Below are 24,125 nucleotides of genomic sequence, written 5' to 3'. Positions count from 1 at the left end.
GCAGGCGCTATGGTCGAGTACAGCGTGACGGTTTGACTCCTCCAGATTTGATTGTCATCGATGGGGGACAAGGTCAAGTCAATATCGCCAAGCAAGTCATACAAGAGGAGATGGGCTTGGATATTCCAATTGCAGGTCTGCAAAAAAATGACAAGCATCAAACCCATGAATTGCTCTTTGGAGATCCGCTTGAGGTGGTGGAGTTATCTCGCAATTCTCAGGAATTTTTCCTCCTCCAACGCATTCAGGATGAGGTGCACCGCTTTGCTATTACTTTCCACCGTCAACTGCGCTCCAAAAATTCTTTTTCATCACAACTGGATGGGATTGACGGTCTGGGACCTAAACGCAAGCAGAATCTCATGAAGCATTTCAAGTCTCTAACCAAAATCAAGGAAGCCAGTGTGGATGAGATTGTCGAAGTTGGAGTGCCTAGAGCAGTAGCAGAGGCTGTACAGAGGAAGTTGAACCCGCAGGAGGCAGTGGAATTAGCTCAAGTAGCGGAAGAAAGAGTAGATTACCAAACGGAAACTGGACATGATTAGAAACAAGCTTCTTTACCTGAATAGAATTATTTAAACTAAAAGCGATTGGCTGGTCCAATCGCTTTTATATATCTTATTGTAATTGAGATTTATCTGGAAGGTAAGAGCCACCTAGATAGGTATTGCTGAGTTTTTCAAGTGTTCCATCTTGGTAGAGTTCTTTGAGCGCTTTATCAAATTTCTCTTTAAACTCTTTTTGGTCGTTTGAGAAAACGATATAGTTGTTGGGGCTATCGGCAGAAGGTAAATCAACGACTGAGAGATCTAAGCCACGGTCCTTGATAATCTTTTGAACCGATACCTTGTCAAAAACTAGGAAATCAAACTCTCCGTTAGAGAGGTCTAAGATTCGTTTACCGATATCCTCTCCAGAAAAATCGATAGTAGCGGGATTGTCAGTGTGTTTTTGATTCCAGTTATTGATGAATTGAGCGTTTGAAGTTCCAGTATCCTCTTGAGTTGTTTTGCCAGCGATTTGGTCAAGTGAAGTCAGAGGATTTTTCTTGTTGCTGACAAGGACGAGGGGGTTGTTCGAAATTGGAAGTGAGTAGAGGTATTTTTCAGCACGCTCTTTTGTGTAACTCAAGTTATTAGCTGCAGCCTGATAGTGACCAGAATCAAGTCCTGGGAAGATACTCTCCCAGGCAGTTCTTTGGAATTGAATCTCGTAGTCGCTGAGTTTTTCATCAACTGCTTTTAGAACTTCAATATCGAAGCCTGTCAGATTGCCTTTATCTTCGTAGTCAAATGGTGGCACATCACCAGCTGTAGCAACGACGATTGTCTTTTGGGAGTTAGTCTCTTTAGGTGTAGCTTGATTTCCACAGGCAACTAAAAGTGGGAGGATGGCTAATAATAGGCTAAATTTTTTCATAATGTCTCCATTCAAATGTAAAGTCATCTGCTAGTTTATCAGAAATGTTCCTGATGAGCCAATATATATTTTTTATGGTTGTGATAAAATATCTTAATCATGAAAAATCCCTGCAAGCTCTTTCAAAATATGGTAAAATGGAAGCAGTAGAATTAGAAAAGGAAATCGATTATGAAATTTCTTGAATTAAATAAAAAACGTCATGCGACCAAGCATTTCACTGATAAGCCAGTGGATCCCAAAGATGTGCGTACGGCTATCGAAATTGCAACCTTGGCACCAAGCGCCCACAACAGCCAGCCTTGGAAATTTGTGGTGGTACGTGAGAAAAATGCCGAACTAGCAAAATTGGCTTATGGTTCCAACTTTGAGCAGGTATCATCAGCACCTGTAACCATTGCCTTGTTTACAGATACAGATTTGGCCAAACGCGCTCGCAAGATCGCCCGTGTTGGTGGTGCTAACAATTTCTCAGAAGAACAACTTCAATACTTCATGAAAAATTTGCCAGCTGAATTTGCACGCTACAATGAACAACAGGTCAGCGACTACCTGGCCCTCAATGCAGGTTTGGTTGCCATGAACTTGATTCTCGCTCTTACAGACCAAGGAATCGGATCAAATCTTATACTTGGATTTGACAAATCAAAAGCCAACGAAGTTTTGGATATCGAAGACCGTTTCCGTCCAGAACTTTTGATTACAGTGGGGTACACAGACGAAAAATTGGAACCAAGCTACCGCTTGCCAGTAGATGAAATCATCGAGAAAAGATAGAAGGAAGATAATATGACAGCAATTGATTTTACAGCAGAAGTAGAAAAACGCAAAGAAGACCTCTTGGCTGACTTGTTTAGCCTTTTGGAAATCAACTCAGAACGTGATGATAGCAAGGTTGATGCTGAACATCCATTTGGACCTGGTCCAGTAAAAGCATTGGAAAAATTCCTTGAAATCGCAGACCGTGATGGCTATCCAACTAAAAATGTTGATAACTACGCAGGACATTTTGAGTTTGGTGATGGGGAAGAAGTTCTCGGAATCTTTGCCCACATGGACGTGGTGCCGGCTGGTAGCGGTTGGGACACAGATCCTTACACACCAACTATCAAAGACGGTCGCCTTTATGCGCGTGGGGCATCAGATGACAAGGGTCCTACAACAGCTTGTTACTATGGTTTGAAAATCATCAAAGAATTGGGCCTTCCAACTTCTAAGAAAGTTCGTTTCATTGTCGGAACAGACGAAGAATCAGGCTGGGCAGACATGGACTACTACTTCGAGCACGTAGGACTTAAAAAACCAGACTTTGGTTTCTCTCCAGACGCGGAGTTCCCTATCATCAACGGTGAAAAAGGAAATATTACTGAATACCTCCACTTTGCAGGTGAAAATACAGGTGATGCTTGTCTTCATAGCTTCACAGGTGGTTTGCGTGAAAACATGGTACCAGAATCAGCAACAGCAGTTATTTCAGGTGATTTGGCTGACTTGCAAGCTAAACTAGATGCCTTTGTTGCAGAACACAAACTTAGAGGAGAACTCCAAGAAGAAAACGGCCAATACAAGGTGACGATCATTGGTAAATCAGCCCACGGTGCTATGCCTGCTTCAGGTGTCAATGGTGCGACTTACCTAGCCCTCTTCCTCAGCCAGTTTGACTTTGCTGGTCCAGCCAAAGACTACCTTGACATCGCTGGTAAAATTCTCTTGAACGACCATGAGGGTGAAAATCTCAAGATTGCTCATGTGGATGAAAAGATGGGTGCCCTTTCTATGAATGCCGGTGTCTTCCGCTTCGATGAAACAAGTGCTGATAATACCATTGCCCTTAACATCCGCTATCCAAAAGGAACAAGTCCAGAACAAATCAAGTCAATCCTTGAAAACTTGCCAGTTGCTTCTGTTAGCCTTTCTGAGCACGGTCACACCCCTCACTATGTGCCAATGGAAGATCCACTTGTCCAAACCTTGTTGAATGTCTATGAAAAACAAACTGGTCTTAAAGGTCACGAGCAAGTCATCGGTGGTGGAACCTTTGGTCGCTTGCTCGAACGCGGAGTTGCCTACGGTGCCATGTTCCCAGACTCAATTGACACCATGCACCAAGCTAATGAATTTATCGCCTTGGATGATCTCTTCCGAGCAGCAGCAATCTATGCCGAAGCTATTTATGAATTGATCAAATAAAACGATAGAAGTCTGAGATCTTATGCTTGGACTTCTTTTTGGAGGGAAAATAGATGTCTCAAATCGAAAGAATTAAGCAAGCTATTATGGTGGATCCGCAGAATGCCAGCTATACAAATCGTGGCATCGAGCCTCTCTTTGCAGCGCCAAAGACTGCTCGCATCAATATCATCGGTCAAGCGCCTGGTCTTAAAACCCAAGAAGCAGGCCTTTACTGGAAGGACAAAAGTGGCGATCGTTTGCGGGACTGGCTAGGTGTGGATGAAGATACCTTTTACAACTCAGGTTATTTTGCTGTTCTGCCTATGGATTTTTACTTTCCAGGACATGGTAAGTCAGGAGATTTACCGCCTAGAGCTGGCTTTGCAGAAAAATGGCATCTGCAGCTCTTGCAAGAATTACCCGATATCCAGTTGACCCTCTTGATTGGCCAGTATGCTCAAGCCTACTATTTACAGGAGAAAGTCAGTGGCAAGGTGACAGAACGGGTAAAACATTACCAGAACTACTTGCCAGCCTATTTTCCACTAGTTCACCCCTCACCGCGAAATCAAATCTGGATGGCCAAAAATCCTTGGTTTGAGTCAGAAGTGGTGCCGGATTTGAAAAAAAGAATTAAAACTATTTTAGGAGAAAAAGAATGAAAGAAATAGCCTTTGACGCATTTTACCAGCTTTATCAAAACGGTCAACTTTCTCTAGTGGACGTGAGAGAAGTGGACGAATTTGAAACTCTTCATTTAGAAGGTGCCCACAACCTGCCGCTTAGTCAATTGGCTGATAGCTATGATCAGTTGGACAAGGACCAGTTGCATTATGTCATTTGCAAATCTGGGATGAGATCGGCGCGTGCTTGTCAATTTTTAGCTGAACAAGGCTATGAGGTTATCAATGTTCAAGGTGGTATGACTGCCTTTGAAGAACTCTAAACATAAGAATTTCTCCTACTTGGTGTGGTCTGGGTAGGAGAGTTTTATTTTTAGATAATTCATACTTTTTAGAATCTTAAAAACATTTAACATTTTGCTTCGTGATACTTTTTTCATACTTCTATTCATGATATACTAGGTCAGTATTTTATAAATATGAAGGAGATTTACATGGCTAAAAAAGGTGCCCTAACAGGCTTGCTCCTGTTTGGAATATTTTTTGGTGCGGGGAATTTGATTTTTCCGCCTTCTCTGGGTGCTCTATCTGGAGAACATTTTCTTCCTGCCATCGCAGGTTTTGTCTTTTCAGGTGTCGGTATCGCCGTCTTGACCCTTATTATTGGAACGCTAAATCCTAAAGGATACATTCATGAGATTTCGACAAAGATAGCGCCTTGGTTTGCGACTCTGTATCTTGTAGTTCTCTATTTGTCAATTGGTCCATTTTTTGCTATCCCACGTACTGCTACAACGGCTTACGAAGTAGGGATTAGCCCCCTTTTGTCGGATGCAAATAAAGGTCTAGGCTTGATTGTCTTTACCCTTCTTTACTTTGCAGCAGCGTATCTAATCTCGCTCAATCCATCAAAAATCTTAGACCGTATCGGTCGTATTTTAACGCCAGTCTTTGCAATCTTGATTGTTATCTTGGTTGTCCTAGGAGCTATCAAATACGGTGGAACAAGCCCTCAAGCTGCGTCAGCTGCTTATCAAGCTTCTGCTTTTGGTACAGGTTTCCTCGAAGGTTACAATACCTTGGATGCCCTTGCTTCTGTTGCCTTTAGTGTAATTGCAGTTCAAACCTTGAAGCAACTTGGATTTTCAAGTAAGAAAGAATACATTTCAACTATTTGGGTTGTTGGTATCGTTGTTGCCCTTGCCTTCAGCGCCCTTTATATCGGTTTAGGTTTCCTTGGAAATCATTTCCCAGTACCAGCTGAAGCGATGAAGGGTGGAACACCGGGTGTTTACATCTTGTCACAAGCCACTCAAGAAATCTTTGGTTCAACAGCTCAACTCTTCCTCGCAGCTATGGTTACCGTAACCTGCTTCACAACAACAGTTGGTCTGATTGTGTCAACAGCTGAGTTCTTTAACGGTCGCTTCCCACAAATTAGCTACAAGGCTTATGCAACAGTCTTTACCTTGATTGGATTTGCTATTGCAAATCTTGGTTTGAGTGCAATTATCAAGTACTCAATTCCAGTACTAGTTATCTTGTACCCAATCACGATTGCCATCGTTATGATTGTCATTGTCAACAAATTTGTGGCTCTTTCAAAACCAGGTATGCAGTTGACAATTGCTGTTGTTACAGCTATTGCCATTGCAAGCGTACTAGGAAGCTCATTTAAGGTTGAGTTTCTTGCAAACCTTGTCAACACTCTTCCTTTTGCCAAGGCATCTCTCCCTTGGTTGGTACCAGCCATTGTCGGAATCTTGCTCTCATTGGTTCTACCAAACAAGCAAGAAAGCGATGTTTTTGAAATGGAATAATCATTAAAATCACTTTTGTAGCCAAGTCTACAGGAGTGATTTTCTTTTTTTATCCGATGATAAATGTGTTATAATAGGTAGCAAAAGAGGTGAAGAAATGAATCAAACAGTAGAATATATCAAAGAACTGACAGCTATTGCATCGCCAACAGGCTTCACTCGTGAGATTTCGGACTATTTAGTCAAGACTCTAGAAGGTTTTGGTTACCAGCCAGTTCGTACAGCCAAGGGCGGTGTCAATGTGACCATCAAAGGTCAAAGTGATGAAGAGCATCGCTATGTGACTGCCCATGTGGATACGCTGGGTGCCATTGTCCGTGCTGTCAAACCAGACGGTCGTCTCAAAATGGACCGTATTGGTGGTTTTCCTTGGAACATGATTGAAGGAGAAAACTGTACCGTTCACGTAGCTAGCACAGGTCAAAAGATATCAGGAACCATTCTTATCCACCAAACTTCTTGCCATGTCTACAAGGATGCAGGAACTGCAGAACGCACGCAAGATAATATGGAAGTGCGTTTGGACGTCAAAGTAACAAATGAAAAAGAAACTCGTGCCTTGGGGATCGAGGTTGGTGATTTTATCAGTTTTGACCCACGAACTGTCGTGACAGAGACAGGTTTTATCAAGTCTCGTCATTTGGACGATAAGGTCAGTGCAGCAATTTTGCTTAACCTGCTTCGTATTTATAAGGAAGAGAAGATTGAATTGCCCGTAACAACCCATTTTGCTTTTTCAGTCTTTGAGGAAGTAGGCCATGGGGCTAACTCTAATATTCCTGCTCAGGTAGTAGAATATCTGGCTGTGGATATGGGAGCTATGGGAGATGACCAGCAAACTGATGAGTACACAGTGTCTATCTGTGTCAAGGATGCTTCAGGGCCTTATCACTATGACTTCCGTCAACATTTGGTTGCTTTGGCTAAAGAGCAAGATATTCCTTTTAAGCTGGACATCTATCCATTTTATGGTTCGGACGCTTCAGCGGCTATGTCTGCAGGGGCAGAAGTCAAACACGCCCTTCTCGGTGCTGGTATCGAGTCTAGTCATTCTTATGAGCGTACTCATATTGATTCGGTGGCCGCAACAGAGCGTATGGTTGATGCTTACCTTAAGAGCGCATTGGTAGACTGATATGTGCCTTATTTGTCAGAGAATTGAGCTCATTAAAGCTGGGGAAAATCCCTACTTTGTCAAAGAGTTGGAAACAGGCTATCTTGTCATTGGAGATCACCAGTATTTTGCAGGCTATAGTCTTTTTCTAGCCAAGGAACACGTCACGGAATTGCACCATTTAGAAAAGGAAACGAAACTCCGTTTTCTAGAGGAAATGAGTTTAGTCCAAGAGGCAGTTGCCAAGGCCTTTGCTACCGAGAAAATGAATATCGAACTGCTAGGAAATGGTGATGCCCATCTTCATTGGCATCTGTTTCCTAGACGAAGAGGTGATATGAATGGTCACGGTCTCAATGGACGTGGTCCAGTTTGGTGGGTTCCCTTTGAAGAAATGACAGCAGAAACCTGCCAAGCAGATCCGGATGAGATTAAACAATTAGTTAAACGTTTATCGTCAGAAGTAGATAAATTATTAGAAATAAAGGAGTAGAAATGAAAAAAAGATACCTTGTCTTGACAGCCTTGCTAGCCTTGAGTCTAGCAGCTTGTTCACAAGAAAAAGCAAAAAATGAAGATGGCTCAGCTAAGACAGAGCAAACAGCTAAATCTGATGGAACAGTCGGAAGTAAGGCTCAAGGAGCTGCCCAGAAAAAAGCAGAAGTGGTTAACAAAGGAGACTACTACAGTATCCAAGGGAAATACGATGAAATCATCGTAGCCAATAAACACTATCCATTGTCAAAAGACTACAATCCAGGGGAAAATCCAACAGCCAAGGCAGAGTTGGTCAAACTCATCAAAGCGATGCAAGAGGCAGGTTTCCCGATTAGCGATCATTACAGTGGTTTTAGAAGTTATGAAACTCAGACCAAGCTCTATCAAGATTATGTCAACCAAGATGGGAAGGCAGCTGCTGACCGTTACTCTGCCCGTCCTGGCTACAGCGAACACCAGACAGGTTTTGCCTTTGATGTGATTAGCACAAATGGAGAATTGGTGACAGAAGAAAAAGCAGCCCAATGGCTCTTGGACCATGCAGCTGATTATGGCTTTGTTGTCCGTTATCTCAAAGGCAAAGAAAAGGAAACAGGCTATATGGCTGAGGAATGGCACCTTCGTTATGTAGGAAAAGAAGCTAAAGAAATTGCTGAGAGTGGTCTCAGTTTGGAAGAATACTATGGCTTTGAAGGCGGAGATTACGTCGATTAATACTCTTCGAAAATCTCTTCAAACCACGTCAGTGTTGCCTTACCGTATGTGTAGGATACTGACTACGTCAGTTCCATCTACAACCTCAAAACTGTATTTTGAGCAACCTGCGGCTTGTTTCCTAGTTTGCTCTTTGATTTTCATTGAGTATAAAAAATAAACTTTTCTCTTGCAATTCTAGATAAATAGTGTATAATGGATGAGTATGTGTAAAGCATACTTGTGGGAGGTAAAAATCTTTAATTACCGCCAAAACCACAAAGGAGGATTTAAAAATGGCTAAAAAAGTCGAAAAACTTGTAAAATTGCAAATCCCTGCTGGTAAAGCTACACCAGCTCCACCGGTTGGACCTGCTCTTGGTCAAGCTGGTATCAACATCATGGGATTCACAAAAGAGTTCAACGCTCGTACAGCTGACCAAGCTGGGATGATCATTCCAGTTGTTATCTCAGTTTACGAAGATAAATCATTTACTTTCATCACTAAAACACCACCAGCTGCTGTTCTTTTGAAAAAAGCTGCAGGTGTTGAAAAAGGATCAGGTACACCTAATAAAACTAAAGTTGCTACAGTTACTCGTGCACAAGTACAAGAAATTGCAGAAACTAAGATGCCAGATTTGAACGCAGCAAACGTAGAGTCTGCAATGCGTATGATCGAAGGTACTGCTCGTTCTATGGGATTCACTGTTGTTGACTAATCAATAACACAGTAGAAAATCTCACAGCAGTCTATTAGTTGCTTTTCATACTAGGCAAGTGACTGATGCTTGTACTTGGGTACAGCAAGGGAACTTAACGACGTAGGAAAAGAATCTAATAGACTGAAAACCCGCAAGACTTCATCATTTCGAGGAGTGACGTGGGAGATGAAAATCGATTGAACCACTTACAAGGAGAATAGAAAATGGCTAAAAAAAGCAAACAACTTCGTGCTGCTCTTGAGAAAATCGACAGCACAAAAGCATACAGCGTAGAAGAAGCTGTAGCACTTGCAAAAGAAACTAACTTTGCAAAATTTGACGCAACTGTAGAAGTTGCTTACAACTTGAACATCGACGTTAAAAAAGCTGACCAACAAATCCGTGGAGCAATGGTATTGCCAAACGGTACTGGTAAAACTTCACGCGTTCTTGTTTTCGCACGTGGTGCAAAAGCTGAAGAAGCAAAAGCTGCTGGTGCAGACTTTGTTGGTGAAGACGACCTTGTTGCTAAAATTAACGACGGTTGGTTGGACTTCGACGTAGTTATCGCTACACCTGACATGATGGCTCTTGTTGGACGTCTTGGACGTGTCCTTGGACCACGTAACTTGATGCCAAACCCTAAAACTGGTACTGTAACTATGGATGTTGCTAAAGCAGTTGAAGAGTCTAAAGGTGGTAAAATCACTTACCGTGCTGACCGTGCAGGTAACGTTCAAGCAATCATCGGTAAAGTATCATTTGAAGCTGAAAAATTGGTTGAAAACTTCAAAGCTTTCAACGAAACAATCCAAAAAGCAAAACCAGCTACAGCTAAAGGAACTTACGTAACAAACTTGACTATCACAACTACTCAAGGTGTTGGTATCAAAGTTGACGTAAACTCACTTTAATCAGTAGTTTATACAGAGAAAACGAGTACGAAAGTGCTCGTTTTTTTAGGTACGACGTCCATTCCGTTCATCTGAGGTACAACTCCTCTTTGGGGGCCATCTATTAGTGAACCTGTTAGCGATTCTCAAGTCTGACGCTGGAAATAAGAATCGGCAGAGGAAGGGATAGCGAAATCGTGCCTCTACGAATAGGAAGGTGAAGGTTCATACAGCGGATGAAGATGAGGGCAATTCCAAAGTACAAAAAATAGTCGTAATCCATACGTGTAAATGATGGGAGGAGTTGAATTGGAACTAGAGAGGTAATAATAAATTTATACTCTTCGAAAATCAAATTCAAACAACGTCAACGTCGCCTTGCCGTACTCAAGTACAGCCTGCGGCTAGTTTCCTAGTTTGCTCTTTGATTTTCATTGAGTATGAATTTGAACTAGAGAAATGGCTAATAGATTTATGCTATAGTCATGGAAGACTATATGTTTTTGATTATATAGTCAATTGAAACAAGAACAAGACAAAAGAGCCTCGAAAAAAGGTATTACAACTCGGTAATACCTTTTTGAGGTGCTTTTTGATATGAGCCCATGTTTTCTCAATAGGATTGTACTCAGGTGAGTAGGGAGGAAGAGGTAAAAGTTTATGCCCAAATTCTTCACATAAGAGCTCTAGCTTACCCATTCTATGGAATCTTGCATTATCCATAATAATAACTGATGGTTTGTTTAATGTTGGTAAGAGAAACTTCTGAAACCAAGCTTCAAAAAAGTCGCTCGTCATCGTCTCTTCGTAAGTCATTGGAGCGATTAACTCACCATTTGTTAGCCCTGCAACCAAAGAAATCCTCTGATATCTTCTTCCAGATACTTTACCTCTTATTAATTGACCTTTTAATGAGCGACCATATTCTCGATAAAAATAAGTATCGAATCCTGTTTCATCAAGATAAACAAGTGCTAGATGCTTTAAACTATTAAAATTTTTAAGAAATAAAGCTACTTTTTCTGGGTCTTGTTCATAGTAGGTGTGGTTCTTTTTTTCGAGTGTAGCCCATAGCTTTAAGAGCATAGTGAATGGTAGTTGGGTGACAGTCAAATTCAGAAGCTATTTCAGTCAAATAAGCGTCTGGATTGTCAGTAAGATAGTTTTTAAGTCTATCTCTATCAACCTTTCTTGGTTTTGTTCCTTTTACTTGATGGTTTAGCTCTCCTGTTTTCTCTTTTAGCTTTAACCAGCCATAAATGGTATTACGTGAAATTTGGAAAATGTGTGATGCTTCTGTTATACTACCTGTTCGCTCACAATAAGCAAGAACTTTTTTACGAAAATCTATTGAATATGCCATAAGAATATTATACCACATTATGTACTATTTTTGATTCAGTTTGCTATAGTTCATCAAATAATAGATTAGAATTGTCAGATAATATCATTTTATGTTATAATGAAGAAAAAAACAGAGGTGTTCAAATGTCAGAAGCAGGTCATAAGTTTTTAGCAAAATTGGGGAAAAAACGCTTACGTCCAGGCGGAAAACGTGCCACAGATTGGTTAATTGCAGAAGGAGGATTTTCAAAAGAAAAGAGAATACTAGAGGTTGCGTGCAATAGGGGAACTACAGCAATTGAGTTGGCACAGCGTTTTGGTTGTAAGATAACTGCTGTTGATATGGATGCTCAAGCCTTAGAAGTGGCTAAAAAATCTGCTGAAACGGCAGGTGTTGATCATTTGATCAGATTTGAAAGAGCAAATGCAATGAAACTTCCTTATGAAGATGCTAGTTTTGATATTGTTATAAATGAAGCTATGCTGACTATGCAAGCCGATCAAGCTAAGAAAAAATGTGTAATGGAGTATCTAAGGGTTTTAAAACCTGAAGGTCTTCTCTTGACACATGATGTGCTTCTTAAGGAAGCTAAAGAGTCTGTCAGACAGGAATTATCACAAGCAATTCATGTAAATGTAGGTCCTTTAACTCAAGATGGTTGGGAACAGGTGATGATAGAATCAGGTTATCGTGATGTGAAAGTATTGACTGGTGAAATGACCTTAATGAAATTATCAGGTATGATTTATGACGAAGGTTGGCTAGGAACTTTGAGAATTTGTATAAATGCTTGTAAAAAGGAGAATAGAAAGCAGTTTTTAACGATGTATAAAATGTTTGATAAGAATAAAAAGAACTTGGGCTTTATTGCTATGGCTAGTTATAAATCGTCAAATCGTTAGATAATTATTGAAGTTAACTTTTCCTTTTTTCTTTCTTAAAAAATATGCTATAATAGAGAGTAAAAAACTTTGAAAGAAAGAAAAAGATGAATTTAAAAGATTACATTGCAACAATTGAAAATTATCCAAAGGAAGGCATTACCTTCCGTGATATCAGTCCTTTGATGGCTGATGGAAATGCTTATAGTTATGCTGTTCGTGAAATCGTTCAATATGCTACTGACAAGAAAATTGATATGATCGTAGGGCCTGAGGCTCGTGGCTTTATCGTGGGTTGTCCTGTTGCTTTTGAGTTGGGAATTGGTTTTGCACCTGTTCGTAAGCCAGGAAAATTGCCGCGCGAAGTTATTTCTGCGGACTATGAAAAAGAGTATGGTGTTGATACCTTGACAATGCACGCAGATGCCATCAAGCCAGGTCAACGTGTTCTTATCGTAGATGACCTCTTGGCAACAGGTGGAACTGTTAAGGCAACTATTGAGATGATTGAAAAACTTGGTGGTGTTGTAGCAGGTTGTGCCTTCCTTGTTGAATTGGATGAATTGAACGGCCGTGAAAAAATCGGTGACTACGACTACAAAGTTTTGATGCATTATTAATGAAAAACAGTCCCTAGGGCTGTTTTCTCTACATTAGGATATAAAAATAGACTATAGCTAGTTAGAGAAAAACTATAATTGAAAACTATATCTTCTTACAGTATAATAAAGGAAACGAGTGTTTGAGTTTTAGTTTCATACTCAATGAAAATCAAAGAGCAAACTAGGAAACTAGCCGCAGGCTGCTCAAAGTACATCTTTGAGGTTGCAGATAAAACTGACGAAGTCAGTAACCATATCTACGGCAAGGCAACGTTGACGCGGTTTGAAGAGATTTTCGAAGAGTTTCAAACACAAGCAATTATTCCTGAAAGAGTACAGTTAGGAGAGGGTTATGCCGATTCGAATTGATAAAAAATTACCAGCTGTTGAGATTTTACGGACAGAGAATATCTTTGTCATGGATGATCAACGTGCGGCCCACCAAGATATCCGTCCCTTGAAGATTTTAATTTTAAATCTTATGCCACAGAAAATGGTGACAGAGACTCAGTTATTGCGCCATTTGGCCAATACACCCCTACAACTGGACATTGATTTTCTCTATATGGAGAGCCATCGTTCTAAAACAACTCGTTCAGAACACATGGAGACCTTCTATAAAACTTTTCCAGAAGTCAAGGATGAGTATTTTGATGGGATGATTATCACAGGGGCGCCAGTTGAGCATTTACCATTTGAGGAAGTGGACTATTGGGAGGAATTCAGTCAGGTTCTTGAGTGGTCCAAGACCCATGTCTATTCGACCCTTCATATCTGTTGGGGTGCTCAGGCTGGACTCTATCTGCGTTATGGGGTTGAAAAATACCAGATGGACAGTAAGTTATCAGGTATTTATCCTCAGGATACTTTAAAAGAAGGGCACCTTCTCTTTAGAGGATTTGACGATCGCTACGTATCTCCTCATTCTCGACATACGGAGATTTCTAAGGATGAGATCTTAAACAAAACCAATCTTGAGATTTTATCAGAAGGTCCTCAGGTTGGGGTTTCGATTTTGGCCAGTCGTGATTTACGAGAAATTTATAGTTTTGGGCATTTGGAGTATGACCGTGATACCTTGGCTAAGGAGTATTTCCGAGACCGTGATGCAGGGTTGGATCCTCATATTCCAGAAAATTACTTTAAGGATGATGATGTCAGCCAGACACCTTGTCTTTGTTGGTCTTCATCAGCAGCCCTCTTTTTCAGTAACTGGGTAAATTATGCGGTCTATCAGGAGACGCCTTTTGACTGGAGAAAAATAGAAGATGATGCATCCGCATTTGGGTATTTATAAGAGGAATTATGACATATTTAGACGCTTTTAAATCAGGGAACTTGGTTTTACCGAGTGCCCTGCTCTTGCATTTTAAGGAACTCTTTCCTTCTAGCGACGATTTTCTGGTCTGGCAATTTTTCTATTTGCAAAATACGACAGGCTTAGAAGAAATGTCACCAAGCCAGATTGCTGATAGGATTGGCAAGGAAATTTCAGACGTCAATCAGGCTATTTCCAATCTGACGGAGAGGGGACTCCTTCAGTATCGAACCATCGAATTGAATGGCGAAATTGAATTGCTCTTTGATGCTAGTTTGGCCTTGGAACGTTTGGATGACTTGCTTGGAGCAGTTCATTCAAGTTCAGACCGACTGACACCTCAAAATCAGCTCAAGGAGTTGGTAGAAACCTTCCAGCAGGAGTTGGGACGCTTGTTGACGCCTTTTGAGATTGAAGATTTGACTAAGACCCTTAAGGAAGATGGAACCAGTGTTGATTTGATTAAGGAAGCTCTTCGTGAAGCTGTTTTAAATGGAAAAGCAAACTGGAAGTACATTCAGGCAATTTTGAGAAATTGGCGCCATGAAGGTATTAAAAGTGTGGCTCAAATTGAGGCAAAGCGGACAGAAAGAGAAGCAAGCAATCCTCAGTTGACACAGGTATCTGCGGATTTCCGAAATGCCATGGATCTCTGGAAGGATTAATCCATACATCAGGCTTGAAATCCGAGTAAGATTTGCAAGCTGTGTATAATTGTGATAAAATAAATAGAAAATAAATTGAAAAAAGAGGTATGTGAAATGTCACGTAAACCATTTATCGCTGGTAACTGGAAAATGAACAAAAATCCAGAAGAAGCTAAAGCATTCGTTGAAGCAGTTGCATCAAAACTTCCTTCATCAGATCTTGTTGAAGCAGGTATCGCAGCTCCAGCTCTTGATTTGACAGCTGTTCTTGCTGCTGCTAAAGGTTCAAACCTTAAAGTTGCTGCTCAAAACTGCTACTTTGAAAATGCAGGTGCTTTCACTGGTGAAACTAGCCCACAAGTTTTGAAAGAAATCGGTACTGACTACGTTGTTATCGGTCACTCAGAACGCCGTGACTACTTCCATGAAACTAACGAAGATATCAACAAAAAAGCAAAAGCAATCTTTGCAAACGGTATGCTTCCAATCATCTGTTGTGGTGAGTCACTTGAAACTTACGAAGCTGGTAAAGCAGCTGAATTTGTAGGTGCTCAAGTATCTGCTGCATTGGCTGGTTTGACAGCTGAACAAGTTGCTGCATCAGTTATCGCTTACGAACCAATCTGGGCTATCGGTACTGGTAAATCAGCTTCACAAGACGACGCACAAAAAATGTGTAAAGTTGTTCGTGATGTTGTAGCTGCTGACTTTGGTCAAGAAGTTGCAGACAAAGTTCGTGTTCAATACGGTGGTTCTGTTAAACCTGAAAACGTTGCTTCATACATGGCTTGTCCAGATGTTGACGGTGCCCTTGTAGGTGGTGCGTCACTTGAAGCAGAAAGCTTCTTGGCTTTGCTTGACTTTGTAAAATAATCAGTAGCAAAAGCTAGGTGGAACAGCATTGAGATGTCTGTTCCATTTTTTATAGGAGAGGAAAGATTGAAAACAAAGATTGGAAAAATTGGATTAGCAAGTATCTGTTTACTCGGCTTGGCAATTAATCATGTTGCTGCAAATGAAACTGAAGTAGGAAAAACTTCGCAGGATACAAGGACAGTTTCAAGTAGTTCAGAGCAAAATCAGTCTTCTAATAAAACTCAAACGAGTGCAGGTGTAAAGACTAATGCTTCTGCCCACTGGGATGGGGATTATTATGTAAAGGCTGATGGTTCCAAAGCCAAGAGTGAGTGGATTTTTGATAACTACTATAAGGCTTGGTTTTATATTAAGTCAGACGGACGTTATGCTCAAAATGAGTGGCAGGGCAATTACTACCTGAAATCAGGTGGTTATATGGCCAAAAATGAATGGGTTTATGATAACGCCTATAAGAACTGGTTTTACCTGAAGTCTGATGGTTCTTATGCTAACCAGGAATGGCATTCTGTTGGAGGTAAATGGTACTATTTTAAGAAATGGGGCTATTTAGCTAAAAGTCAATGGCAGGGAAGTTATTTCCTAAATGGTCAAGGTGCCATGATGCAAAATGAATGGCTTTATGATCCAGCCTATTCGTCTTACTTCTATCTCAAGTCTGATGGCTCTTATGCTAATCAAGAGTGGCAAAAGGTAGACGGAAAGTGGTACTATTTCAAGAAGTGGGGTTACATGGCTAAAGATGAGTGGCAGGGTAACTATTACTTGACAGAAAGTGGTGCTATGGCGACCGGTGAATTAGTCATGAATGATGCTCGCTATATTTTTTCTGACTCAGGTGAGTTAAAAGAAAAGAAAGACTTGAATGTTGGCTGGGTTCACCGAAATGGCAGACGTTATTTCTTTAACCATCGTGAAGAACAAGTTGGGACTGATCAAGTTAAAAAGGTCATCGATGTCAGTGAGCACAATGGTCGTATCAGTGACTGGAAAAAAGTCATCGACGATAATGGAGTAGATGGAGTTATTGTTCGTTTGGGTTATAGCGGTGTAGAAGATAAGGAACTGGCTTATAATATTCAAGAACTTAATCGTTTGGGTATTCCTTATGGTGTTTACCTCTATACTTATGCTGAAAACGAGACCGATGCTGAGAATGATGCCAATCAGACTATTGAATTCTTGAAAAAATATAATATGAACTTGTCTTATCCTATTTACTACGATGTTGAGAACTGGGAGTATGTCAATAAGACCAAGAGAGCTCCAAGTGATACTGGAACTTGGGTCAAGATTATCAACAAGTATATGGCAACAATGAGGCAGGCTGGTTATCAAAATGTGAAAGTTTATAGTTATCGTCAACTCTTGCAAACTCGTTTGAATCATCCAGATATTTTACAACATGTCAACTGGGTAGCAGCCTATACGGATGCGCTTGATTGGAATAATCCTCACTATTCAGGTGAAAAAGGATGGCAATATACTTCATCTGAATACTTAAAAGGAATTCGTGGTCGTGTTGATGTCAGCGTTTGGTATTAAGATATAATACTCTTCGAAAATCTCTTCAAACCACGTCAGCTCTATCTGCAACCTCAAAACAGTATTTTGAGCAACCTGTGGCTAGTTTTCTAGTTTGCTCTTTGATTTTCATTGAGTATAAGTTTGATAAAGGAGTGTGCAAGAAATTTGCATCCTCTTTTTCTTTTCTTTACCGAAGAAAAGGGACATGAAATTGAATCAAAAAATCTCTAAATAATTCTTAAATTATCAGTCTATTGCAACTTTTCTCATGTGAGTCTTTTGGCTTGCTATTTGTTTTTCTTAGTAGTATACTAAGGTAGTAATCATTAAGAAGTGGTTACAAAAAATAATGAATGAGGTAAAAACAATGGTAGAATTGAAAAAAGAAGCAGTAAAAGACGTAACATCATTAACAAAAGCAGCACCAGTAGCATTGGCAAAAACAAAGGAAGTCTTGAACCAAGCTGTTGCTGATTTGTACGTAGCCCACGTTGCTTTGCATCAAGTACACTGGTACATGCGTGGTCGTGGTTTCCTTGTATGGCATCCAAAAATGGATGAGTACATGGATGCTCTTGACGGTCAATTGGATGAAATCAGTGAACGTTTAATTACCCTTGGTGGCAAACCTTACTCAACTTTGACAGAATTCCTTCAACACAGTGAAATCGAAGAAGAAGAAGGAGAATTCCGTAACGTTGAAGAAAGCTTGGAACGTGTTCTAGCTATTTATCGCTACCTCATCACTCTTTTCCAAAAAGCTTTGGATGTGACTGACGAAGAAGGCGATGATGTTACAAATGATATCTTTGTTGGTGCTAAGGCTGAACTTGAGAAAACAGTTTGGATGATTGCGGCAGAACTTGGACAAGCTCCTGGTTTGTAAGATATAATAGCAACATATATAAATCTGTAAGAAATTTCTTACAGATTTTTTCTATTTTGTAAGCTATTCCAAACCAGTCTTTTTTTGAGTTTTTTGATAAAATAGTACTATCAGTAAAAAGGATGGAAGCATGACTAAGAAAATCGTAGCTATTTGGGCCCAGGATGAAGATGGTGTGATTGGTAAGGACAATCGTCTGCCTTGGCATTTACCAGCAGAATTGCAACATTTTAAAGAAACAACTCTGAATCATGCTATCTTGATGGGGCGTGTGACCTTTGATGGAATGGGACGTCGTCTGCTTCCAAAACGGGAGACCTTGATTTTGACACGTAATTCGGAAGAAAATCTAGACGGAGTTACTATCTTTCATGATGTCCAGTCTGTCTTGGACTGGTATCAGGATCAAGATAAGAATCTCTATATTATCGGTGGGAAGCAAATTTTTCAGGCTTTTGAACCCTACCTTGATGAAGTGATTGTGACTCAAATTCATGCCCGGGTAGAAGGAGATACCTATTTTCCTGAGGAGTTTGACTTGTCTCTTTTTGAGACGGTTTCAAGCAAATCTTATACCAAAGATGAGAAAAATCCTTATGATTTTACCATCCAATACCGCAAGAGAAAGGAAGTCTAATGGAACGTAGTATATTTGGTTTTTTCACAGCCATGCTGTGTTTGGTCTGTCTACTTGCAGGGGCACAAGCTTTTCGTAAAAAGCGCTATGGACTTTCTGTCCTGCTCTTCTTAAATGCCTTTACCAATTTGGTCAATAGTATCCATGCTTTTTACATGACCTTATTTTAGATAGAATGATAGTATAGAATAGAACGGAAGGAAATCATGCCTACAACTAGGAATAATGATATGATGGTTTATTGCTCATTTTGTGGCAAAAGCCAAGAAGAAGTACAAAAAATAATCGCTGGGAACAACGCTTTTATCTGTAATGAATGTGTGGAGTTGGCCCAGGAAATCATTCGGGAGGAGTTGGCTGAGGAAGTCTTGGCAGACTTGTCAGAAGTTCCAAAACCAATCGAACTCCTCCACATATTGAATCACTATGTAATCGGTCAAGATCGTGCAAAACGTGCCTTGGCAGTAGCAGTTTATAACCACTATAAACGCATCAATTTCCACGATACGCGTGAAGAGTCAGAGGATGTGGATTTGCAGAAGTCAAATATCTTAATGATTGGCCCAACTGGTTCAGGGAAAACTTTCCTTGCTCAGACCTTAGCCAAGAGCTTGAATGTTCCTTTTGCCATCGCAGATGCGACAGCTCTTACTGAGGCTGGTTATGTGGGAGAGGACGTGGAAAATATCCTCCTCAAACTCTTGCAGGCTGCTGACTTTAACATCGAACGTGCAGAGCGTGGCATTATCTATGTGGATGAAATTGACAAGATTGCCAAGAAGAGTGAGAATGTGTCAATTACACGTGATGTTTCTGGTGAAGGGGTGCAACAAGCCCTTCTCAAGATTATCGAGGGAACCGTTGCCAGCGTACCACCTCAAGGTGGACGCAAACATCCACAACAAGAAATGATTCAAGTGGATACCAAGAACATCCTCTTCATCGTGGGTGGTGCCTTTGATGGCATTGAAGAAATTGTCAAACAACGTCTGGGTGAAAAAGTCATTGGATTTGGTCAAAATAATAAGGCGATTGATGAAAATAGCTCTTACATGCAAGAAATCATCGCAGAAGATATTCAAAAATTCGGGATTATTCCTGAGTTGATTGGGCGCTTGCCTGTCTTTGCAGCTCTTGAGCAATTGACCGTTGATGACCTTGTTCGCATCTTGAAAGAACCAAGAAATGCTTTGGTGAAACAATACCAAACCTTGTTATCTTATGATGATGTCGAGTTGGAATTTGATGATGAAGCCCTTCAAGAAATTGCCAATAAGGCTATCGAACGTAAGACAGGGGCGCGAGGACTTCGCTCGATTATCGAAGAAACCATGCTAGATGTTATGTTTGAAGTACCGAGTCAGGAAAATGTGAAATTGGTTCGCATCACAAAAGAAGCTGTCGATGGAACGGATAAACCAATCCTAGAGACAGCCTAGAGGTGATTATGGAACTTAATACACACAATGCTGAAATCTTGCTCAGTGCGGCCAATAAATCCCACTATCCGCAGGATGAACTACCAGAGATTGCCCTAGCAGGGCGTTCAAATGTTGGCAAGTCTAGTTTTATCAACACTATGCTGAACCGCAAGAATCTAGCGAGAACTTCAGGGAAACCTGGGAAAACCCAGCTTCTCAACTTCTTTAATATCGATGACAAGATGCGTTTTGTGGATGTGCCTGGTTATGGCTATGCCCGTGTTTCCAAAAAGGAACGTGAAAAGTGGGGGCGCATGATTGAGGAGTATCTGACAACTCGAGAAAATCTCCGTGCAGTAGTCAGTTTGGTGGATCTCCGCCATGACCCGTCAGCAGATGATGTCCAGATGTACGAATTTCTCAAGTATTACGAGATTCCGGTTATCATCGTTGCGACCAAGGCGGACAAGATTCCTCGTGGTAAATGGAACAAGCACGAATCAGCAATCAAGAAGAAATTAAATTTTGACCCAAGTGATGATTTCATTCTCTTTTCATCTGTCAGCAAGGCAGGGATGGACCAAGCTTGGGATGCAATCTTAGAAAAATTGTGAGGTAAAGAAAATGGCAAAAATAATTCATACAGATAAAGCTCCAAAGGCTATTGGACCATATGTTCAAGGAAAAATCGTAGGCAACCTTTTGTTTGCTAGTGGTCAAGTTCCCCTATCTCCTGAAACTGGGGAAATCGTTGGAGAGACTATCCAAGAACAGACAGAACAAGTCTTGAAAAATATTGGTGCTATTTTGGCTGAAGCAGGAACAGATTTTGACCATGTTGTCAAAACAACTTGCTTCTTGAGCGATATGAACGACTTTGTTCCTTTTAATGAGGTTTACCAAACGGCCTTTAAAGAGGAATTTCCAGCTCGTTCAGCTGTGGAGGTAGCTCGTCTTCCTCGTGATGTAAAAGTCGAAATTGAAGTCATCGCAGAGATTGGATAAGCTAGTTGAAGTTTGGTTCTGCCAAACTTCTTTTGATATAAGGAGAAAAAGATGACAAAGAAACAACTTCACTTGGTGATTGTGACAGGGATGAGTGGTGCAGGGAAAACCGTGGCCATTCAGTCTTTTGAGGATCTAGGTTATTTCACTATTGATAATATGCCTCCAGCTCTCTTGCCTAAGTTTTTGCAGTTGGTGGAAACAAAGGAAGACGACCATAAGTTGGCCTTGGTAGTGGATATGCGTAGCCGTTCTTTCTTCTCAGAGATTCAAGCTGTTTTGGATGAGTTGGAAAACAAGGAAGAACTGGATTTTAAAATTCTCTTTTTGGATGCAGCCGATAAGGAATTGGTCGCGCGTTACAAGGAAACCAGACGAAGTCACCCATTAGCAGCAGATGGACGGATTTTGGATGGAATCAAGCTGGAACGTGAGCTCTTGGCGCCTTTGAAAAATATGAGTCAAAATGTGGTGGATACGACTGAACTTACTCCACGTGAGCTGCGTAAAACCATTGCAGAGCAGTTTTCAGATCAAGAACAAGCCCAGTCTTTCCGTATCGAAGTCATGTCTTTTGGTTTTAAATATGGAATCCCGATTGATGCGGACTTGGTTTTTGATGTCCGATTCTTACCAAATCCCTACTACCAACCAGAACTACGAAACCAAACGGGGATGGATGAGCCAGTCTACAACTATGTCATGAACCATGCAGAATCGGAAAGTTTCTATCAGCACTTGCTCGCCTTGATTGAGCCGATCTTGCCAAGTTACAAAAAAGAAGGCAAGTCCGTTTTGACCATTGCAGTGGGATGTACAGGTGGACAGCACCGTAGTGTTGCCTTTGCCAAACGCATCGCTGAGGACCTAGCTAAGAACTGGCCTGTTAATGAAGGGCATCGCGACAAAGACCGAAGAAAGGAAACGGTAAACCGTTCATGAGAAAACCAAAGATAACGGTGATTGGTGGAGGGACTGGGATCCCTGTCATTCTTAAGAGTCTGCGGGAAAAAGATGTGGAAATCGCTGCTATTGTAACGGTGGCAGATGATGGTGGTTCTTCAGGTGAACTCAGAAAAAATATGCAGCAGTTGACACCGCCGGGTGATCTTCGCAATGTTCTCGTGGCCATGTCGGATATGCCTAAGTTTTATGAGAAGGTCTTTCAATATCGCTTTTCTGAAGATGCTGGAGCCTTTGCTGGCCATCCATTGGGAAATCTCATTATCGCTGGCCTGTCAGAAATGCAGGGTTCGACTTATAATGCCATGCAGTTGCTGAGCAAATTTTTCCATACCACTGGGAAGATTTATCCTTCCAGTGACCATCCCTTGACCCTTCATGCAGTCTTTCAGGATGGGACAGAAGTGGCTGGAGAGAGTCATATCGCAGACCATCCAGGTATGATTGACCACGTCTATGTGACCAATACCCTCAACGATGATACGCCTCTGGCTAGCCGTCGAGTAGTCCAGACTATTCTTGAAAGTGACATGATTGTCCTCGGACCTGGTTCCCTCTTTACCTCGATTTTGCCTAATATCGTGATTAAGGAAATCGGGCAGGCTCTTTTGGAAACCAAGGCAGAAATCGCCTATGTCTGTAATATCATGACCCAACGTGGGGAGACAGAACACTTTACAGATAGTGATCACGTGGAAGTCTTGCATCGTCACCTTGGCCGACCTTTTATCGATACTGTCTTGGTGAATATTGAAAAAGTGCCTCAGGAATACATGAATTCCAACCGTTTTGATGAATACTTGGTGCAGGTGGAACATGATTTTGCTGGTCTTTGTAAGCAAGTTCCGCGTGTGATTTCATCCAACTTCCTTCGTCTGGAAAATGGGGGTGCCTTCCACGATGGGGATTTGATTGTGGACGAGTTGATGCGGATTATACAGGTGAGAAAATGAGTTTCACAGTAGCAGTAAAAGAAGAAATCCTGAGTCAGCACCATCTGAGCCGGCATGAATTATCTGCCATTATCAAGATGTCTGGTAGCATCGGTCTCTCGACTTCGGGCTTGACCTTGTCTGTCGTGACAGAAAATGCCAAGCTGGCTCGTCACCTCTATGAGTCCTTTCTCCATTTTTATGAAATCAAATCGGAAATCCGACACCACCAAAGAAGTAATCTTCGTAAGAATCGGGTCTATACCGTTTTTACAGACGAAAAAGTGCAGGACTTGTTGAGTGATTTGCACTTGGCAGACTCTTTCTTTGGCCTGGAAACAGGTATTGACGAGGCGATTTTATCGGATGAGGAATCGGGTCGTGCTTATCTCTGTGGTGCTTTCTTGGCAAATGGGAGCATTCGTGATCCTGAATCGGGTAAGTACCAGTTGGAAATCAGTTCTGTTTATCTGGACCATGCGCAAGGGCTTGCCTCTCTTCTTCAGCAGTTTTTACTGGATGCCAAGGTGCTTGAGCGCAAGAAGGGAGCTGTGACCTATCTCCAGCGTGCTGAAGACATTATGGACTTTCTTATAGTAATCGGAGCCATGAAGGCGCGTGATGATTTTGAGAGAGTAAAGATTTTGCGGGAAACTCGTAATGACCTCAATCGGGCCAATAATGCCGAGACGGCGAATATAGCTCGGACAGTTTCTGCCAGCATGAAGGCTATCAACAATATCAGCAAAATTAAAGATATCATGGGCTTAGAAAATCTGCCAGTGGATTTGCAGGAAGTGGCGCAGCTGCGGATTCAACATCCAGACTACTCTATCCAGCAGTTGGCAGATAGCCTTAGCGCCCCTCTGACCAAAAGTGGTGTCAACCACAGACTCAGAAAGATAAACAAATTAGCCGATGAACTATAAAGATATAAAACAAGCCCTTGAATTATCAGTATGATTGGTTGATTCCATTTTTCTAACAGCCTGATGTCCCTAGTTTACAAAATATTAACCTCTTTCTTGACAATTGAATAGAGTATGTGAGATAATAAGGGGGAATTGAGAAGTTCTAGCATTTTAGTGCTAACAGAAATCCCCTCGGTACTGCAATACCGAGGGGATTTTTTCTGGGTTAGATAGCACT

The 24,125-nt window shown here is 41.2% G+C and carries 28 protein-coding genes and 1 pseudogene; 27 read left to right on the top strand and 2 right to left on the bottom strand.

The genetic code is table 11. The annotated features are described in order from the left end of the window. Positions 1-545: helix-hairpin-helix domain-containing protein (locus RWM06_RS03410; protein ID WP_399553528.1), on the top strand; the 545-nt coding region annotated here is incomplete at its 5' end. A gap of 73 nt (positions 546-618) precedes the next feature. Here RWM06_RS03410 and RWM06_RS03405 read toward each other — a convergent pair. Continuing rightward, complete coding sequence (locus RWM06_RS03405; RefSeq protein WP_313970126.1) at positions 619-1,419, bottom strand: amino acid ABC transporter substrate-binding protein; 801 nt, start codon at positions 1,417-1,419, stop codon at positions 619-621. Positions 1,420-1,590: 171 nt separating this feature from the next. Here RWM06_RS03405 and RWM06_RS03400 point away from each other — a divergent pair, with 171 nt between their 5' ends. The 10 genes from RWM06_RS03400 (at position 1,591) to rplA (ending at position 9,957) form a co-directional block, all read left to right on the top strand. Further along, the gene (locus RWM06_RS03400; protein ID WP_313970125.1) at positions 1,591-2,196 is read left to right on the top strand and encodes a nitroreductase family protein; all 606 of its coding nucleotides are present in this window, start codon (positions 1,591-1,593) and stop codon (positions 2,194-2,196) included. Positions 2,197-2,208: 12 nt separating this feature from the next. Next, positions 2,209-3,609: a dipeptidase PepV gene (gene pepV / locus RWM06_RS03395; RefSeq protein ID WP_313970124.1), complete on the top strand. Its 1,401-nt coding sequence runs from the start codon at positions 2,209-2,211 to the stop codon at positions 3,607-3,609. A 53-nt stretch (positions 3,610-3,662) separates the two neighbouring features. Beyond that, positions 3,663-4,253: a uracil-DNA glycosylase family protein gene (locus tag RWM06_RS03390; protein WP_313970123.1), complete on the top strand. Its 591-nt coding sequence runs from the start codon at positions 3,663-3,665 to the stop codon at positions 4,251-4,253. Beyond that, positions 4,250-4,537 carry a rhodanese-like domain-containing protein gene (locus tag RWM06_RS03385; protein ID WP_313970122.1) on the top strand — a complete coding sequence of 96 codons (288 nt, stop codon included), beginning with the start codon at positions 4,250-4,252 and terminating at the stop codon, positions 4,535-4,537. The genes RWM06_RS03390 and RWM06_RS03385 overlap by 4 nt, the downstream gene beginning before the upstream one ends. 171 nt (positions 4,538-4,708) lie before the next feature. Next, on the top strand, positions 4,709-6,034 hold the full coding sequence (brnQ, locus tag RWM06_RS03380; RefSeq protein ID WP_313970121.1) for a branched-chain amino acid transport system II carrier protein: 1,326 nt from the start codon (positions 4,709-4,711) through the stop codon (positions 6,032-6,034). A gap of 97 nt (positions 6,035-6,131) precedes the next feature. Next, the gene (locus tag RWM06_RS03375; RefSeq protein ID WP_313970120.1) at positions 6,132-7,169 is read left to right on the top strand and encodes a M42 family metallopeptidase; all 1,038 of its coding nucleotides are present in this window, start codon (positions 6,132-6,134) and stop codon (positions 7,167-7,169) included. 1 nt (position 7,170) lies between these two features. After that, positions 7,171-7,641: an HIT family protein gene (locus RWM06_RS03370; RefSeq protein WP_313970119.1), complete on the top strand. Its 471-nt coding sequence runs from the start codon at positions 7,171-7,173 to the stop codon at positions 7,639-7,641. 2 nt (positions 7,642-7,643) lie between these two features. Continuing rightward, on the top strand, positions 7,644-8,360 hold the full coding sequence (gene ldcB / locus RWM06_RS03365) for an LD-carboxypeptidase LdcB/DacB (protein WP_313970118.1): 717 nt from the start codon (positions 7,644-7,646) through the stop codon (positions 8,358-8,360). Positions 8,361-8,635: 275 nt separating this feature from the next. Further along, positions 8,636-9,061 (top strand): 50S ribosomal protein L11, encoded by a 426-nt coding sequence (gene rplK, locus RWM06_RS03360; RefSeq protein ID WP_001085807.1) that lies wholly within the window; start codon positions 8,636-8,638, stop codon positions 9,059-9,061. A 206-nt stretch (positions 9,062-9,267) separates the two neighbouring features. Next, positions 9,268-9,957: a 50S ribosomal protein L1 gene (rplA, locus tag RWM06_RS03355; protein WP_001085675.1), complete on the top strand. Its 690-nt coding sequence runs from the start codon at positions 9,268-9,270 to the stop codon at positions 9,955-9,957. 494 nt (positions 9,958-10,451) lie between these two features. On the opposite strand, the pseudogene RWM06_RS03350 reads toward rplA, so the two are convergent. Continuing rightward, positions 10,452-11,299, bottom strand: a pseudogene (locus RWM06_RS03350) (IS630 family transposase). Between the two features lie 125 nt (positions 11,300-11,424). On the opposite strand from RWM06_RS03350, the gene RWM06_RS03345 reads away from it, so the two are divergent. The 16 genes from RWM06_RS03345 (at position 11,425) to whiA (ending at position 23,905) form a co-directional block, all read left to right on the top strand. Further along, positions 11,425-12,183, top strand: coding sequence for a class I SAM-dependent methyltransferase (locus RWM06_RS03345; RefSeq protein WP_313970117.1), 759 nt, complete (start codon positions 11,425-11,427; stop codon positions 12,181-12,183). Between the two features lie 86 nt (positions 12,184-12,269). Further along, on the top strand, positions 12,270-12,782 hold the full coding sequence (locus RWM06_RS03340) for an adenine phosphoribosyltransferase (protein ID WP_001049318.1): 513 nt from the start codon (positions 12,270-12,272) through the stop codon (positions 12,780-12,782). 144 nt (positions 12,783-12,926) lie between these two features. Continuing rightward, positions 12,927-13,133, top strand: a complete 207-nt coding sequence (locus RWM06_RS03335) for a hypothetical protein (RefSeq protein ID WP_033684116.1) — start codon at positions 12,927-12,929, stop codon at positions 13,131-13,133. Further along, complete coding sequence (metA, locus tag RWM06_RS03330; protein WP_313970116.1) at positions 13,117-14,061, top strand: homoserine O-succinyltransferase; 945 nt, start codon at positions 13,117-13,119, stop codon at positions 14,059-14,061. Before RWM06_RS03335 ends, metA begins: the two co-directional genes overlap by 17 nt. An 8-nt stretch (positions 14,062-14,069) precedes the next feature. Next, on the top strand, positions 14,070-14,747 hold the full coding sequence (locus RWM06_RS03325) for a DnaD domain-containing protein (protein WP_313970115.1): 678 nt from the start codon (positions 14,070-14,072) through the stop codon (positions 14,745-14,747). Between the two features lie 96 nt (positions 14,748-14,843). After that, on the top strand, positions 14,844-15,602 hold the full coding sequence (tpiA, locus tag RWM06_RS03320; RefSeq protein WP_033689160.1) for a triose-phosphate isomerase: 759 nt from the start codon (positions 14,844-14,846) through the stop codon (positions 15,600-15,602). A 33-nt stretch (positions 15,603-15,635) separates the two neighbouring features. Next, the gene (gene lytC, locus RWM06_RS03315) at positions 15,636-17,150 is read left to right on the top strand and encodes a choline binding-anchored murein hydrolase LytC (RefSeq protein ID WP_313970114.1); all 1,515 of its coding nucleotides are present in this window, start codon (positions 15,636-15,638) and stop codon (positions 17,148-17,150) included. 349 nt (positions 17,151-17,499) lie between these two features. After that, on the top strand, positions 17,500-18,018 hold the full coding sequence (locus RWM06_RS03310) for a Dps family protein (protein WP_313970113.1): 519 nt from the start codon (positions 17,500-17,502) through the stop codon (positions 18,016-18,018). A gap of 130 nt (positions 18,019-18,148) precedes the next feature. Next, a complete protein-coding gene (locus RWM06_RS03305; RefSeq protein ID WP_313970112.1) occupies positions 18,149-18,655 on the top strand; it encodes a dihydrofolate reductase in 507 nt (168 codons plus the stop codon). Continuing rightward, the gene (locus RWM06_RS03300) at positions 18,655-18,825 is read left to right on the top strand and encodes a hypothetical protein (RefSeq protein ID WP_061642628.1); all 171 of its coding nucleotides are present in this window, start codon (positions 18,655-18,657) and stop codon (positions 18,823-18,825) included. Before RWM06_RS03305 ends, RWM06_RS03300 begins: the two co-directional genes overlap by 1 nt. Positions 18,826-18,861: 36 nt before the next feature. Beyond that, on the top strand, positions 18,862-20,094 hold the full coding sequence (clpX, locus tag RWM06_RS03295; RefSeq protein ID WP_025169664.1) for an ATP-dependent Clp protease ATP-binding subunit ClpX: 1,233 nt from the start codon (positions 18,862-18,864) through the stop codon (positions 20,092-20,094). Between the two features lie 8 nt (positions 20,095-20,102). Beyond that, the gene (gene yihA / locus RWM06_RS03290) at positions 20,103-20,690 is read left to right on the top strand and encodes a ribosome biogenesis GTP-binding protein YihA/YsxC (protein ID WP_020900580.1); all 588 of its coding nucleotides are present in this window, start codon (positions 20,103-20,105) and stop codon (positions 20,688-20,690) included. A gap of 10 nt (positions 20,691-20,700) precedes the next feature. Continuing rightward, positions 20,701-21,081, top strand: a complete 381-nt coding sequence (locus RWM06_RS03285; RefSeq protein WP_001062610.1) for a RidA family protein — start codon at positions 20,701-20,703, stop codon at positions 21,079-21,081. A 51-nt stretch (positions 21,082-21,132) separates the two neighbouring features. Then, positions 21,133-22,023: an RNase adapter RapZ gene (rapZ, locus tag RWM06_RS03280; RefSeq protein ID WP_313970111.1), complete on the top strand. Its 891-nt coding sequence runs from the start codon at positions 21,133-21,135 to the stop codon at positions 22,021-22,023. Continuing rightward, positions 22,020-22,997 carry a YvcK family protein gene (locus RWM06_RS03275; RefSeq protein WP_001231075.1) on the top strand — a complete coding sequence of 326 codons (978 nt, stop codon included), beginning with the start codon at positions 22,020-22,022 and terminating at the stop codon, positions 22,995-22,997. Before rapZ ends, RWM06_RS03275 begins: the two co-directional genes overlap by 4 nt. Further along, a complete protein-coding gene (gene whiA / locus RWM06_RS03270) occupies positions 22,994-23,905 on the top strand; it encodes a DNA-binding protein WhiA (protein ID WP_313970110.1) in 912 nt (303 codons plus the stop codon). The genes RWM06_RS03275 and whiA overlap by 4 nt, the downstream gene beginning before the upstream one ends. The last annotated feature ends 220 nt before the right edge of the window (positions 23,906-24,125 follow it).

Origin of the sequence: uncultured Streptococcus sp. (assembly GCF_963516575.1) — a bacterium.
Classification (GTDB): Bacteria; Bacillota; Bacilli; order Lactobacillales; family Streptococcaceae; genus Streptococcus.
Note: the sequence above shows the minus strand (reverse complement) of the source record. Positions and strands in the feature narration are given on the sequence as shown.

Bases quoted from the DNA above. Each gene is read 5' to 3' on its own strand.
- RWM06_RS03405 (WP_313970126.1), bottom strand. From the start codon at position 1,419: ATGAAAAAATTTAGCCTATTATTAGCCATCCTCCCACTTTTAGTTGCC.
- brnQ (WP_313970121.1), top strand. From the start codon at position 4,709: ATGGCTAAAAAAGGTGCCCTAACAGGCTTGCTCCTGTTTGGAATATTT.
- RWM06_RS03285 (WP_001062610.1), top strand. From the start codon at position 20,701: ATGGCAAAAATAATTCATACAGATAAAGCTCCAAAGGCTATTGGACCA.
- RWM06_RS03275 (WP_001231075.1), top strand. From the start codon at position 22,020: ATGAGAAAACCAAAGATAACGGTGATTGGTGGAGGGACTGGGATCCCT.
- RWM06_RS03345 (WP_313970117.1), top strand. From the start codon at position 11,425: ATGTCAGAAGCAGGTCATAAGTTTTTAGCAAAATTGGGGAAAAAACGC.
- yihA (WP_020900580.1), top strand. From the start codon at position 20,103: ATGGAACTTAATACACACAATGCTGAAATCTTGCTCAGTGCGGCCAAT.
- RWM06_RS03375 (WP_313970120.1), top strand. From the start codon at position 6,132: ATGAATCAAACAGTAGAATATATCAAAGAACTGACAGCTATTGCATCG.
- RWM06_RS03390 (WP_313970123.1), top strand. From the start codon at position 3,663: ATGTCTCAAATCGAAAGAATTAAGCAAGCTATTATGGTGGATCCGCAG.
- RWM06_RS03400 (WP_313970125.1), top strand. From the start codon at position 1,591: ATGAAATTTCTTGAATTAAATAAAAAACGTCATGCGACCAAGCATTTC.
- RWM06_RS03385 (WP_313970122.1), top strand. From the start codon at position 4,250: ATGAAAGAAATAGCCTTTGACGCATTTTACCAGCTTTATCAAAACGGT.
- tpiA (WP_033689160.1), top strand. From the start codon at position 14,844: ATGTCACGTAAACCATTTATCGCTGGTAACTGGAAAATGAACAAAAAT.
- rplA (WP_001085675.1), top strand. From the start codon at position 9,268: ATGGCTAAAAAAAGCAAACAACTTCGTGCTGCTCTTGAGAAAATCGAC.
- rapZ (WP_313970111.1), top strand. From the start codon at position 21,133: ATGACAAAGAAACAACTTCACTTGGTGATTGTGACAGGGATGAGTGGT.
- RWM06_RS03340 (WP_001049318.1), top strand. From the start codon at position 12,270: ATGAATTTAAAAGATTACATTGCAACAATTGAAAATTATCCAAAGGAA.
- ldcB (WP_313970118.1), top strand. From the start codon at position 7,644: ATGAAAAAAAGATACCTTGTCTTGACAGCCTTGCTAGCCTTGAGTCTA.
- rplK (WP_001085807.1), top strand. From the start codon at position 8,636: ATGGCTAAAAAAGTCGAAAAACTTGTAAAATTGCAAATCCCTGCTGGT.
- whiA (WP_313970110.1), top strand. From the start codon at position 22,994: ATGAGTTTCACAGTAGCAGTAAAAGAAGAAATCCTGAGTCAGCACCAT.
- RWM06_RS03305 (WP_313970112.1), top strand. From the start codon at position 18,149: ATGACTAAGAAAATCGTAGCTATTTGGGCCCAGGATGAAGATGGTGTG.
- RWM06_RS03325 (WP_313970115.1), top strand. From the start codon at position 14,070: ATGACATATTTAGACGCTTTTAAATCAGGGAACTTGGTTTTACCGAGT.
- RWM06_RS03310 (WP_313970113.1), top strand. From the start codon at position 17,500: ATGGTAGAATTGAAAAAAGAAGCAGTAAAAGACGTAACATCATTAACA.
- lytC (WP_313970114.1), top strand. From the start codon at position 15,636: ATGTCTGTTCCATTTTTTATAGGAGAGGAAAGATTGAAAACAAAGATT.
- pepV (WP_313970124.1), top strand. From the start codon at position 2,209: ATGACAGCAATTGATTTTACAGCAGAAGTAGAAAAACGCAAAGAAGAC.
- metA (WP_313970116.1), top strand. From the start codon at position 13,117: ATGCCGATTCGAATTGATAAAAAATTACCAGCTGTTGAGATTTTACGG.
- clpX (WP_025169664.1), top strand. From the start codon at position 18,862: ATGCCTACAACTAGGAATAATGATATGATGGTTTATTGCTCATTTTGT.
- RWM06_RS03335 (WP_033684116.1), top strand. From the start codon at position 12,927: ATGAAAATCAAAGAGCAAACTAGGAAACTAGCCGCAGGCTGCTCAAAG.
- RWM06_RS03370 (WP_313970119.1), top strand. From the start codon at position 7,171: ATGTGCCTTATTTGTCAGAGAATTGAGCTCATTAAAGCTGGGGAAAAT.
- RWM06_RS03300 (WP_061642628.1), top strand. From the start codon at position 18,655: ATGGAACGTAGTATATTTGGTTTTTTCACAGCCATGCTGTGTTTGGTC.